General features: G+C 72.1%; 11 protein-coding genes. 5 read left to right on the forward strand and 6 right to left on the reverse strand.

Annotation, left to right across the window (positions count from 1 at the left end):
* Positions 1–13: 13 nt before the first annotated feature.
* Together HGA03_RS11215 and HGA03_RS11220 are read right to left on the reverse strand one after the other, a co-directional pair.
* A complete protein-coding gene (locus tag HGA03_RS11215) occupies positions 14–1,654 on the reverse strand; it encodes an ABC transporter substrate-binding protein (RefSeq protein ID WP_168630369.1) in 1,641 nt (546 codons plus the stop codon).
* Entirely contained in the window at positions 1,654–2,862 is a 1,209-nt protein-coding gene (locus HGA03_RS11220; RefSeq protein WP_168630370.1) for a dipeptidase, read from the reverse strand. The genes HGA03_RS11215 and HGA03_RS11220 overlap by 1 nt, the downstream gene beginning before the upstream one ends.
* A 198-nt stretch (positions 2,863–3,060) precedes the next feature.
* Here HGA03_RS11220 and HGA03_RS11225 point away from each other — a divergent pair, with 198 nt between their 5' ends.
* Positions 3,061–4,794 (forward strand): dipeptide ABC transporter ATP-binding protein, encoded by a 1,734-nt coding sequence (locus HGA03_RS11225; RefSeq protein ID WP_168630371.1) that lies wholly within the window; start codon positions 3,061–3,063, stop codon positions 4,792–4,794.
* 91 nt (positions 4,795–4,885) lie between these two features.
* On the opposite strand, the gene glnA is transcribed toward HGA03_RS11225, so the two are convergent.
* Positions 4,886–6,310 (reverse strand): type I glutamate--ammonia ligase, encoded by a 1,425-nt coding sequence (glnA, locus tag HGA03_RS11230; RefSeq protein WP_168630372.1) that lies wholly within the window; start codon positions 6,308–6,310, stop codon positions 4,886–4,888.
* Positions 6,311–6,473: 163 nt separating this feature from the next.
* Here glnA and HGA03_RS11235 point away from each other — a divergent pair, with 163 nt between their 5' ends.
* Positions 6,474–6,965: an RDD family protein gene (locus HGA03_RS11235; protein WP_168630373.1), complete on the forward strand. Its 492-nt coding sequence runs from the start codon at positions 6,474–6,476 to the stop codon at positions 6,963–6,965.
* Between the two features lie 19 nt (positions 6,966–6,984).
* Here HGA03_RS11235 and HGA03_RS11240 read toward each other — a convergent pair whose 3' ends face one another.
* Entirely contained in the window at positions 6,985–7,575 is a 591-nt protein-coding gene (locus HGA03_RS11240; RefSeq protein WP_168630374.1) for a cation diffusion facilitator family transporter, read from the reverse strand.
* A 4-nt stretch (positions 7,576–7,579) separates the two neighbouring features.
* Positions 7,580–8,281: a DUF4191 domain-containing protein gene (locus HGA03_RS11245; protein WP_168630375.1), complete on the reverse strand. Its 702-nt coding sequence runs from the start codon at positions 8,279–8,281 to the stop codon at positions 7,580–7,582.
* A gap of 140 nt (positions 8,282–8,421) precedes the next feature.
* Here HGA03_RS11245 and HGA03_RS11250 point away from each other — a divergent pair, with 140 nt between their 5' ends.
* Positions 8,422–8,946 (forward strand): flavodoxin domain-containing protein, encoded by a 525-nt coding sequence (locus HGA03_RS11250; protein ID WP_168630376.1) that lies wholly within the window; start codon positions 8,422–8,424, stop codon positions 8,944–8,946.
* On the opposite strand, the gene HGA03_RS11255 is transcribed toward HGA03_RS11250, so the two are convergent.
* Entirely contained in the window at positions 8,906–9,385 is a 480-nt protein-coding gene (locus HGA03_RS11255; RefSeq protein ID WP_239073667.1) for a MarR family winged helix-turn-helix transcriptional regulator, read from the reverse strand. The genes HGA03_RS11250 and HGA03_RS11255 overlap by 41 nt on opposite strands.
* 97 nt (positions 9,386–9,482) lie before the next feature.
* Here HGA03_RS11255 and HGA03_RS11260 point away from each other — a divergent pair, with 97 nt between their 5' ends.
* Positions 9,483–11,663 carry an MMPL family transporter gene (locus tag HGA03_RS11260; RefSeq protein ID WP_203767574.1) on the forward strand — a complete coding sequence of 727 codons (2,181 nt, stop codon included), beginning with the start codon at positions 9,483–9,485 and terminating at the stop codon, positions 11,661–11,663.
* 17 nt (positions 11,664–11,680) lie between these two features.
* Complete coding sequence (locus tag HGA03_RS11265) at positions 11,681–12,685, forward strand: Gfo/Idh/MocA family oxidoreductase (protein ID WP_168630378.1); 1,005 nt, start codon at positions 11,681–11,683, stop codon at positions 12,683–12,685.
* The last annotated feature ends 7 nt before the right edge of the window (positions 12,686–12,692 follow it).

Raw genomic sequence — 12,692 nt, forward strand, 5'->3', positions numbered from 1 at the left:
CGGGCGGCCCCCGTCAGCCGTCGGTGCGGTGGGCGGACGCCACCGACACCGGGTTGACGATGGACAGCAGCTCCGACGGCTTCGAGACGAACCCGTCCCACTCCGAGCTGGAGGCCATGTACAGGTTCTGGGTGTACATGACGTTGTCGTAGACCTGCTCGTGCACCAGCTCCGCGGCCTCGCGCATCAGGTCGACCTTCTCGTCCAGCTCGCTCGTCACACCGGCCTCGTCGATGAGCGCGTTGAGCTCGGGGTCGTCGACGTAGGTGTAGTTGATGGCGCCGCCGGGCAGGTACGACAGCCGGAAGTTCGTGACCGGGTCGTCCATGATCGCGAAGTTGCCGGCGTAGATGTCGTAGTCGCCCTCGTTCGTCATGGCGAGGTAGGTGTTGCGCTCGGTGCCCTGGAGCTCGATGCGCAGGCCGGCCTGCGCCGCGGAGTCCTGCACCATCTGGGCCCACTGGCTCGTGACCGAGTCCTGCAGCGAGTAGATGAGCCGGAACGTCACCGGGAACATGCCGTCGGACCCGGCCGTGTACCCCGCGTCCTCCATGAGCGACCGGGACAGCTCCGGGTCGAACGCGTACTCGGTGACGGACTCGTCGTAGTAGTCGGCGAGCACGGGCATGAGCGGGCTGGATCCCGTCGACACGGCCTGGCCCTGGAGCACCACGGTCCGGATCGCCTCGTAGTCCGCGGCGTGCGCCAGCGCCTGGCGCACCTCGGTCTTCGCGAGGTCCGGGTTCTGCATGTTGTAGACCATGTGCGCGTACCCGAGGCCGGTGACCTCCGTGACCTCGATGCCCTCGGTGCCGCGCAGCTGCTCGACCTGGGCCGGGGGAAGCGCGTTCGCGATGGCGTCGACCTCGCCCGACTGGAGGGCGAGGATCTCGGTGTTCACGTCGGGCAGCACCCGGTAGACAACCCGCGCCGGCAGCGCGACGCCGCCCTCGACCAGCGGGTACGAGTCGGTGCGCTCGAGCGTGTAGCTCTGCCCCACCTGGACGTCGGTCAGCAGGAACGGTCCGGCGCTGACCCAGCCGCCGTCCGCGCCGTCGTTCGCGAACTCGGCCACCGAGCCCGCGGGCTCGAAGACGTGCTGGGGCACGACGTTGCCCCAGAAGCCGATCTCCTCGATGAGCGAGGTGTCCGGCTCGGTCAGCGTCACCTCGACGCGCGTGTCGGAGACCGCCTCGGCCGACGCGAACGTGCCCATCTGCCCGTAGAACGTGCCGGACGGCGCGTCCCGCTTCACGGCGTTCATCGTGTAGGCGACGTCCGCGGCGGTCAGCGGCTCTCCGTCGCTCCAGGTGAAGTCGTCGCGGATCTCGTAGTAGCCGTGCGTCTCGTCGGTGTAGCCCCACTCCGTCGCCAGGTGCGGCTCCTTCGACCCGTCCTCGGCGATCGAGAGCAGGTGCGGGTACATGAGGTTGGTGATCCAGTAGTCGCTGCGGCTGTTGCCGATCAGCGGGTTGAAGTTCACGACGTCGGTCGTGGTGGCGATCGTGAGCGTGTCGGAGCCGGCGGTCGCGCCGGCGCCGGCGGAGGACGGGGCGTCCTCTTGCGGGGCCGACGGCGCGCAGGCCGCGAGCGCGAGCGCTCCGGCGAGCGCGAGCGCCGCGACGACGGGTGGACGGTGCCGGTGGTGACGCATCAGACCCAGACCTCCTCGAGAACGCGGACGATGTTGCCGCCGACGACGGCGCGGATCTCGTCGTCGGAGTACCCGTGCTGGACGAGCCAGCCGATGATGTTCCCGAAGGCCTCGGCCGGGTTCTCCAGGCCGTCGACGTACGGGACCTTCTCGTACTCGACGCCGGCGTGGGCCTGGCCGAGCGAGAGGTTCGAGGAGAACGCGTCGTGCAGGCCGACGTGGTCGCCGAACAGGGTGTCGGGACCGAACGCGACGTGCTCGAGGCCGACCAGCTCGACGCAGTACTCGAAGTGGTCCATCACCGACTCGAGGCTGTGCCGGGGGTGCTGCGGCGACAGCGTGGTGTGCGGGGCGGCCTCGAGGCCGATGACGCCGCCGCGGCGCGCGCACTCGACGATCGTCTCGTCCGTCTTCATCCGGTTGGTCGGCCAGACCGCGCGGGCGCCGGCGTGCGTGATGAACACGGGCTTCGTCGAGGCCCGGATGACGTCGAGGCAGGTGCGGTCGCCGGAGTGCGAGATGTCGATGGCGATGCCGAGCTGGTTCATGCGGCGCACGGCGCGCTCGCCGAAGAAGGTGAGGCCGCCGTCGCCGCGCTCCTTCAGGCCGCTGCCCAGGGTGTTGGCCTCCGAGTACGCGATGCCCATCTGCCGCACGCCGAACCCGTAGAGCACGTCCAGCCGGTCGACCTCGTTCTCGATCATGGTCGCGGCCTCGAGCGCGAACACGTGCGCGATCCGGCCGGTCTCCTGCGCGTGCCGGATGTCGGCGAGCGTCTCGCCCTTGATCACGAAGTCCTGGTGCGCCAGGTCGGCCATCCGCACGCCGAGGTCGAACAGCACGTCCTGGTACTTCCAGCCCGCGTCGGACGAGATGCAGCACGTGCCGTCCATGCCGTTGTCGAACACCGCCGTCAGGCCGGACCGGGCGAGCCCGGCGTAGGCCGTGGGCTCGCGACCCTGACGGATGTGGTCGCGCAGGTGGTCCATGTCCTCGGGGAAGACCTGCACGTGCTCGTGCAGGGAGATGACCGTCTCCTCACGGAGCAGCCGCTGGGCGCGCTCGGCCTGCTCGGTGCTGAGGTCGAGGCCGGCGTAGGCGGGCACGCGGCCGATCTGCTGGGCGTAGTGGAACTCCCGGTAGTCGACGCCGGGCTCCAGGTAGTCGTATGCGGTGTATCCGGTGTACCGCTCGGCGGGGTCGAGCACGGGCTTCCTCCTCGGTGGGGCGGACCGGAGGTGGCGGCGGCTCCTGGCGGCGGTGCCGCGCTCGGTCCGCCGGATCCGGCTTCACGACGCACACTCTTGGCGGATTCCGGCACTGCGGTCAACGGGGACGGCGCAGATCGGTGCAAAGTTTTCCTCGGTGAAACATTTCGGCGCGTCCGACCGGGCACGATGGTCCGCATGCCGACGACCACCACCTCCTCCGCCACCCTGGCCCGCCCGGTGCTGCGGGTCCGCGGGCTCGACATCGCGTTCGCGGCCGCCGGTCGCCCACCGGTCCCCGTCGCGACGGGCGTCGACCTCGACGTCCGGCCCGGGGAGCTCGTCGCCCTGCTCGGGGAGTCCGGGTCGGGGAAGACCGTCACGGCGCGGGCGATCATGGGCGTCCAGGACCCAGCGGCGTCCGTGACCGCGACGGAGCTGTCGCTCGGCGGCACCGACCTGCTGACCCTCACCCCCGAGGAGCGCCGGCGGCTGCGCGGCGAGCGGATGAGCATGGTGCTGCAGGATGCGCTCTCCTCGCTCAACCCCGTGCTCAGCGTCGGCGACCAGCTCGGCGAGATCCTCCGGGTGCACCGCGGGGCGAGCCGCCGCGCCGCCCGGGACCGTGCCGTCGAGCTGCTCGACCAGGTCGGCATCGTCGACCCCGCCGCCCGGGTGGACGATTACCCGCACCAGTTCTCCGGCGGCATGCGGCAGCGCATCCTCATCGCGATGGCGATCGCCCTCGAGCCCGAGCTGTTGATCGCCGACGAGCCGACCACCGCACTCGACGTGACCGTCCAGGCGCAGATCCTGCGGCTGCTGGACGACCTGCGCCGCCGGCTGGACATGGCGGTGCTGCTCATCACGCACGACATCGGCGTCGTCACGGAGGTCGCGGATCGGCTCGCCGTCATGCACCAGGGCCGGGTCGTCGAGCAGGGCGACGCGGACGCGGTGTTCGCGGCGCCCCGGGCCGACTACACCCGCACCCTGCTCGCCTCGGCGCCGCACCCGGCACCGCCGCGCCTGTGGACGCCGCCTGCGGCGGACGCGCCCGGGGCGACGGGCGCCCGGTCCGTCACGCTGCCGGTCGCCGGAACCCGCCCGGAGATCGTGCTCGAGGCGACCGACGTCGTGCGCGTGTTCCGCTCGGGGTCGGCGCTGGGGCGCCGCAGCGTGCGCGCGGTCGACGGCGTCGGCCTGCAGTTGCGCCGCGGGGAGACCCTCGCCGTGGTCGGGGAGTCCGGCAGCGGGAAGTCGACGCTCGCGCGGGTCCTCGTGGGGCTCGAGAGCGCCGACTCCGGCACGGTCGTCTTCCGGGGGCAGGACGTCACCCGGCGCACCGGATCGCGCCGGCGCCGGCCGCACTCCGGCATCCAGATGGTGTTCCAGGACCCGTACACCTCGCTCGACCCCCGCATGCGGGTCCGGGACGTCGTCGCCGAGCCGCTCACCGTCACCCGCACGGGGACCCGGGACGACCGGTACGCCCGCGCCGGCGACCTGCTCGAGCTCGTCGGGCTCGGCCGCGAGGCGCTCGACCGGTTCCCGCACCAGTTCTCCGGCGGGCAGCGGCAGCGCATCGGCATCGCCCGGGCGCTGATGCGCGACCCGGACGTGCTGGTCTGCGACGAGCCGGTCTCCGCGCTCGACGTGACCATCCAGGCGCAGGTGGTCGACCTGCTCGTCGACCTCCAGGACCGGCTCGGGGTGGCGATCGTGTTCATCTCGCACGACCTGTCGGTGGTGCAGAACCTCGCGCACCGCGTGCTGGTGATGCGCCGGGGCGAGGTCGTCGAGACCGGGGACGTCGGGCCGATCTTCTCGGCCCCGCAGCACCCCTACACCCGCGAGCTGCTCGCCTCCATCCCGCCGCTCACCCGGGCCGAGCGCGGGCGGATCACCGGGGTGCGGTCCGCCGTGGCGTGACGCGGAGCCGGTGCCGGGGCCTGGGACGCCACGAGGGGCGCCTCCCTGACGGGAGGCGCCCCTCGCCTGCGCACTGACCGGGAGCAGCCGATCAGACGTCGTAGTACAGCTCGAACTCGTGCGGGTGCGGGCGCAGCCGGATCGGGTCGATCTCGGCGGAGCGCTTGTAGTCGATCCAGGTGCGGATCAGGTCCGGGGTGAACACGTTGCCTGCGGTGAGGTAGTCGTGGTCCGCCTCCAGGGCGTCCAGCACCTCGGCCAGCGAGCCGGGCACCTGCTGGATCTGCGCGTGCTCCTCGGGGGGCAGCTCGTACAGGTCCTTGTCGACCGGCTCCGGCGGCTCGATCCGGTTCTGGATGCCGTCCAGGCCGGCCATCAGCATGGCGGCGAAGCCCAGGTACGGGTTGCCCGACGGGTCCGGCACGCGGAACTCGATCCGCTTGGCCTTCGGCGAGGAGCCGGTGACCGGGATGCGGATGCAGGCGGAGCGGTTGCGGGCCGAGTAGACCAGGTTGACCGGGGCCTCGAAGCCGGGGACCAGGCGGTGGTAGGAGTTCACCGTCGGGTTGGTGAAGGCCAGCAGCGACGGGGCGTGCTTGAGCAGGCCGCCGATGTACCAGCGGGCGATGTCGGACAGGCCGCCGTAGCCCTTCTCGTCGAAGAACAGCGGCTCGCCGTCCTTCCACAGCGACTGGTGCACGTGCATGCCGGAGCCGTTGTCACCGAAGATCGGCTTGGGCATGAAGGTGGCGGTGTGACCGGCCTCGTGGGCGACGTTCTTGACCACGTACTTGAACAGCTGCACCTTGTCGGCCGACTTGGCCAGGGTGTCGAAGCGGTAGTTGATCTCCGCCTGGCCCGCGGTGCCGACCTCGTGGTGGGCGCGCTCGACCTCGAAGCCGAGGGCGTCCAGCTGCAGGGAGATCTGGTCGCGCAGGTCGGCGAAGTGGTCCACCGGGGCGACCGGGAAGTACCCGCCCTTGTAGGGGGTCTTGTGCCCGAGGTTGCCGCCGGCCTCCTCGCGACCGGTGTTCCACGCGGCCTCGATCGAGTCGATGTAGTAGAACGACGCGTCCTGGCGGGTCTGGAACCGGATGTCGTCGAAGACGTAGAACTCCGCCTCGGGGGCGAAGAAGGCGGTGTCCGCGATGCCGGTGCTGCGCAGGTAGGCCTCGGCCTTGGCGGCGACCTGGCGGGGGTCACGGGAGTAGGGCTCGTCGGTGTAGGGGTCGACGACGTGGAAGTTCAGCGCGAGGGTCTTCTCGATCCGGAACGGGTCGATGAAGGCAGTGCTGACGTCCGGCACCAGCTTCATGTCGGACTCGTTGATCGCCTGGAAGCCGCGGATCGAGGACCCGTCGAACATCTGGCCGGTGGAGAAGAAGTCTGCGTCCACCGTGGCGGCCGGGATGTTGAAGTGCTGCATCACGCCGGGCAGGTCGCAGAACCTGATGTCGACGAACTTCACGTCCTCGGACTTGATAAAGGCCAGGAGTTCCTCTGGCTTGCTGAACATCCGCTGCTCCTCGGGTCGGGGTGCTCGCGTGGGCGGGCGATCTGAGGCTAGGGGGAGGCAGTTTCCCGGCGGTGTACCGATTGTTTCCGGCGTGTTACCGATCGGCGCCGGGTGTGTCGGGTCGGTGTCGGGGCCTGCGCGGGCACCGCTTACGCTGGTCGGCATGGTCGAACGCGAGGACGTCGGGTCGTGGCTGTCCGGACCGCCGGTGGGCGGCGGGACGGGCGCGCCGCGGGGCAGCCGGCTCGGTCTGCCGCCCCAGGGCCGGGGCTCGCTGGCCGGGATGGGCCGGCGGATCGGCGCGCTGATCGTGGACTGGTTGGCCTGCCAGGCGATCGCGTACGCGTTCTTCGACAACCACCCGCTGGTGCCGCTGGCGATCTTCGCGGTGGAGAACCTGCTGCTGGTCGGCACGATGGGCGCCACCGTGGGTCATGTGCTGTTCGGGATCCGGGTGCGCCGGCTGGTCGCGCCGCGGTCGCTGCTGGCCGGTGCCGAGGCCGCCCATGACCCGGGCCCGGATCTGCCGCCCGGTCCGCTGCGCGCGCTGATCCGCACCGTGCTGCTCTGCCTGGTGATCCCGGCGGTGGTGTGGGACGGGGACGGTCGCGGGTTGCACGACCGGCTGGCCGGGACGGCGATCGTCCGGCGCTGAGGCTCGGGCCCGGCGGCGTTCAGTCGGCGTCGCCGCGCCAGGCCTCGGCGCCCTCCTTCACCGCGAAGGCGGCGATCACCAGGGCGGCGACCGGGTCGGCCCACGACCAGCCGAGTGCGGAGTTCAGCACCAGCCCGGCGAGCAGGACCGCGGACAGCCAGGCACACAGCAGGGTCTGCCGGGAGTCGGCGACCGCGGAGGCCGAACCGAGTTCCCGTCCCGCCCGGCGTTCGGCCCAGGACAGTGCGGGCATCACCACCAGGCTGACCGCGGCCAGGACGATGCCGACGGTGGAGGGTTGCGCGACACCGTCGCCGAGCAGTGACCGCACCGCGTCCACGCCGACCACCACCGCCAGCCCGAAGAACGACACCGCGATCACCCGCAGTGCCACCCGCTCCCGGCGTTCGGGGTCGGGTGCGGCGAACTGCCAGGCCACGGCGGCGGCGGACAGCACCTCGACGGTCGAGTCGAGGCCGAAGCCGATCAGCGCGGAGGAGGAGGCGAGCTGTCCCGCGGTGAGGGCCACCACGGCCTCGACGACGTTGTAGCCGATGGTCGCGGCGACGATCCACCGGATGCGTCGTTCCAGCGTCGTCCGGCGGTCCATGGGCTCAGCGGCCGCGCATGCCCTTGCGGTCGGGCCGGGCGCGCATCGGGTCGACACCCTTGGGCACCGGCACCTTCATCGCACCGAGGGCGGTCAGGCGCTTGACCACCTCACCGGTCTCCATCTTGGTCAGCGCGGGCTTGAGCTTCTGCACCTTGCGGGCGAGCTGGGGGAGCGGCACCTGGCCCTCCTCGCGGCCGACCTCGATCAGGGTGATCGGGACGTTCGGCAGCACGCGGGCGGTGCGCTTGCGCTCGGACTCCAGCAGCTTGTCGATCCGGTGCGCCGGGCCCTCGCCGATCAGCACCACGCCGGGCCGGCCGACGCCACGGAACACCAGGTCCTGGGTGCGCGGGGACATCGCGACCGGCTCCTGGGTGAAGGTCCAGCCGCGGCGGATCGTGCCCAGGGCGGAGATCGCGGCGCCCGGCTGGCCCTCGATCCGGGCGTAGGCGGCGCGCTCGGCCCGCCGGGTGAGCGCGAACATCGCACCCAGCAGGGCGAAGGGCAGCGAGAGCAGCAGGACGTACAGCCAGTGCCCGATCAGCAGGCCGATCACCAGGCCGAGGGCGATCACGCCGAAGAAGATGCCCAGGATGATCCAGGTGACGGCCGGGTCCTGCTCCCGGGTCATCTGGTATGCCTGCCAGACCTGGTGGTACCACCGGGTCTTCTTCACCTTGGGGGCCTTCGGTTCGCGCGCCATGGCCCCGGAGTCTACCGACGATGCGGGGTGATTCCGCCCGGGTGGGTGCTGCTACGCCGAGGGCGGACGGGACCTGGGTCCCTGGTCGTCGCGCGCCACGCCGGGTGAGCCTGGGTGCGGGCTCGACGGGGGAGGTTGAGATGCGCATTCTGGTGACGACGGCGTCCCGGCACGGCAGCACCCAGGAGATCGGCGAGGCGGTGGCCGACGTGCTGGCCGCCGAGGGACACGAGGTGGACCGGACCGACCCGGAGGACGTGACGGCGGTCGACCACTACGACGCGGTGGTGCTCGGCTCGGCGGTGTACGCGGGCCGGCTGGCGATCACGCTGCGGGACCTGATCGAGCGGCAGGGCGGGCAGCTCGCCGCCCGGCCGGTCTGGCTGTTCTGGTCCGGGCCGGTGGGGCACCGCGGCCGGGTCACCGGTGAGGCGGCCGTCCCACCGGACGAGGTCGAGGTGGTGGCCCGGCGGATCGACGCCCGGGAGGTGGCGTGCTTCGGCGGGCAGTTGCGCCGGTCGGAGCTGGGGCTGGCCGAGCGGGCGCTGGTGGCGATGATCGATGCCGAGGACGGCGACCACCGGGACTTCGAGGCGGTGGCGGACTGGGCCCGGTCGATCGCGGTCAGTCTGCGGGGTGGGCGACCGCGGCCAGCAGTGCCCTGAGCGTGTCCACCTGCTCTGGGGTCAGGCCGCGGGCGGCGATCCGGTCGGCGGCCTGCTGATCGGCGGCGGTCAGGGCCGCCTGCCGTCCGGCGTCGGTGATCTCGACCTGGTGCTTGCGCCGGTCCAGCCGGTGCTGGCTGCGGCGGACGTGGCCGGTGCGCTCCAGCCGGGACAGGATCCGGCTCATGGTCTGCTCGGTCACCTCGCAGGCGGTGGCGAGTTCGGCCTGGGTGTGCGGTCCGCCGAGCAGCATGATCAGCACCGGGAAGCTGGCGTGGTTGAGGTCCCAGGCGCCCAGGTGACCGTTCCACTCCCGCTCCACCCGGCGGGCGGCGGCGGACAGCAGCCGGCCCAGCGGCCAGTCGGCGGGATCGTCGGAGGCCATCTCGGACCAGCTCCGCGGGGCCGGTGAGTGCTCCCCGCCGGTGTGCTGCGTCACGTCTGTTCCTCCTGTGCCGCGAGGTTGCGCGGCGGTGTGCGTCGGATGCTCTGCGTAGATGTTGCCGGATGGATCGTGCTCCCGCATAGTGCTCAGCATGCTGAGGAACGGTGTGCTGCGGGGTCTGGCGATCCTGGTGCTGGTGGCGGGGTGGCTCGCGGTGGGGGCCTTCGGTGGCATGTCCCAGGGACAGCTGTCCCAGGTGCAGACCAACGACTCGGCGGCGTTCCTGCCGTCGTCGGCCGAGTCGACCCGGGCGGCCCAGGAGGCGGAGGGCTTCACCGAGGGCGAGGCGCTGCCGGTGCTGGTGGTGGTGACCGCCGACGACGCGGACGCCGCGCTGCCCGCCGACGCGATCGGCACCGTGACCGCCGCGGCCGAGCAGTGGCCCGCGCTCGCGCTGCCCGGTGCCGACCCGGCCGAGGGTGATCCGGCCACCCTCGGCGACGTGCTGACCGCCGACCCGGTGGTGGTGCCCTCCGAGGACGGTGAGGCGCTGCTGATCCCGCTGTCCCTGGACGCGGAGCAGGCCGACCTGATCCTGGCGAATGACGAGGACGTGACCGGCACCGTGGTCGAGGTACTGCGCGACGCGCTGGCCGAGGACCTGGACGGCACCGGGCTGCAGTCCTGGGTGACCGGGCCGGGCGGGTACGTCGCGGACCTGGTCAACGCCTTCGGCGGGATCGACGGGGTGCTGCTGCTGGTGGCGCTCGGTGCGGTGCTGGTGATCCTGGTGCTGGTGTACCGCTCGCCGTTCCTGCCGTTCCTGGTGATCATCAACGCGGTCTTCGCGCTGTGTGCGGCGGCGCTGGTGGTGTACCACCTGGCCGATGCTGGGGTGCTGACCCTGAACGGCCAGGCACAGGGCATCCTGTCGATCCTGGTGGTGGGCGCGTCGGTGGACTACGCGCTGCTGATCGTGGCCCGGTACCGCGAGGAGCTGCGGCTGATCGAGTCGCCGGCCGCCGCGATGCGGACCGCGCTGCGGGCCTCGCTGGAGCCGATCAGCGCGTCGGCCGGCACCGTGATCGCCGGGCTGCTCTGCCTGCTGCTCAGCGACCTGGCCTCCAACCGCAGCCTGGGACCGGTCGGCGCGATCGGGATCGTCGCGGCCTACCTGGCGTCCTTCACCCTGCTGCCGCTGATGCTGCTCCTGCTCGGCAAGCGCTCGCGCGGTCTGTTCTGGCCGCGCCGCCCGGTGGTGGACAGCGACCCGGAGCACACCCGCGCCGGGGTGTGGCAGAAGCTGGCCGGCTGGGTCGGCCGCCGGGACCGCCGGGTGTGGATCGGCACCACGGTGGTGCTGCTGATCGCCGCGGCCTTCCTGCCGACCTTCCAGGCCCAGGGCACCAGCCAGGCCGACGTGTTCCGCACCCAGGTCGACTCGGTGGACGGCGAGCAGGTGCTGGCCGAGCACTTCCCGGCCGGTGTGGTGCAGCCGGCGACCGTGTTCGTCGACCAGGCGGATGCGCAGACCGCGATCGACACCGCCCAGGACGTCGACGGCGTGCTGTCGGCCACCGTCTACACCGGCGGATCGAGTGTCGGTGCGGCAACCGGTCAGGAGGCCCAGGAGCCGGTGGTGGTCGACGGCCGGGTCCGGATCGACGTCGTCACCGAGGCCGGGGCGGACACCACCGAGGGCGTGGACACCGTGCAGCGGGTCCGGACCGCGCTGCACGACGAGCTCCCGGACGTGCTGGTCGGCGGCGCGGCCGCCGAGACTCTGGACGCCCAGGACGCCGGTACCCGGGACCTGCAGGTGATCGTGCCGGTGGTGCTGGTGGTGATCCTGCTGATCCTGATGCTGCTGCTCCGGTCGGTGCTGGCCGCCGTGCTGCTGATGCTGGCGAACGTGCTGTCCTTCGGGGCGGCGCTGGGTGTGGCGGCGGTGGTGTTCAACCACGTGCTGGACTACCCGGGCGCCGACCCGGCGGTGCCGCTGTACGCCTTCGTGTTCCTGATCGCGCTGGGCGTCGACTACTCGATCTTCCTGATGACCCGGGTCCGGGAGGAGAGTCTGCGGGTCGGTACCCGGGAGGGGGTGCGGCGCGGGCTGGCGGTCACCGGTGGGGTGATCACCTCGGCCGGCGTGGTGCTGGCGGTGACCTTCGCGGCACTCGGGGTGATCCCGCTGCTGTTCCTGGCGCAGCTGGCGTTCATCGTGGCCTTCGGGGTGCTGGTCGACACGCTGGTGGTGCGCAGCCTGCTGGTCCCGGCCCTGGTGCACGACATCGGCGACCGGGTCTGGTGGCCGTCGAAGATCGGCCGCTGACCTCTACAGTGGCAGGCATGGCTGAACTGCGTGCGGGCATCATCGGGTACGGGTCGGCGGGACGGGGGATCCACGGCCGGCTGCTGCGGGAGATCGGCGCCCAGGTGGTCCGGGTGGTCACCCGCAACCCCGCCCGGGCGACCGCGGCGGAGAAGGACTGGCCCGGGGTCGCGGTGGACGCCACCGCCGAGGACCTGCTGCGGCACGCGGACGAGCTGGACGTGGTGGTGATCGCCAGCCCCACCGGTGACCACGTCGCCCACGTCACCGCCGCGCTGGCCGCCGGGGCGCACGTGGTGGTGGACAAGCCGCTGGCGACCACCGCCGCGGACGCCGCACAGCTCGCCGCGCTGGGCGACGGCCGGCTCACCGTGTTCCAGAACCGGCGCTGGGACCCCGAGCAGCTGACCCTGCTCGGGCTGCTGGCCGAGGACAAGCTCGGCGCCGTGCACCGGTTCGAGCGCCGCTGGGAGCGCTGGCGTCCGGTGCCGCAGGACCGGTGGAAGGAGAACGACCCGGAGGCGGGCGGCCTGCTGCTGGACCTGGGCGCGCACCTGGTCGACTCCGCGGTGCAGCTGTTCGGCCCGGTCGCCTCGGTGACCGCCGAACTGCGCAACCTCACCACCCCGGCGGTGGACGACGTCTTCTTGGCGCTGCGGCACACCGGTGGCACGATCAGCCACCTGCAGGCCGGGTCACTGGTCGGCGCCCCGGGCCCGCGCACCCGGGTGCTGGGCGCCAAGGGGGCCTACCTGGTGACCAGCTTCGAGGGGGAGGTGTCGCCGTTCAGCGTGCTGGACGAGGACGGGTCGCCGTACGAGGGCCGGCTGGTCCGCGGCGAGGAAGTCACCCGGGTGCGGCGGGCGCCCGGCGGGCACCCGGACTTCTACCGTGCGGTGACCGAGTGGGCGCTGCGCGGCGGGCCGGTGCCGGTGGACCCGGCGGATGCCGTGATGACCGCCCGGGTGCTGGATGCCGCGCGGGTGTCGGCCGCCGAGGAGCGCGCGGTCCGGCTGGACTGAGGGTTCC

This window comes from Cellulomonas denverensis (genome assembly GCF_012396125.1).
Lineage (GTDB): Bacteria > Actinomycetota > Actinomycetes > Actinomycetales > Cellulomonadaceae > Cellulomonas > Cellulomonas denverensis.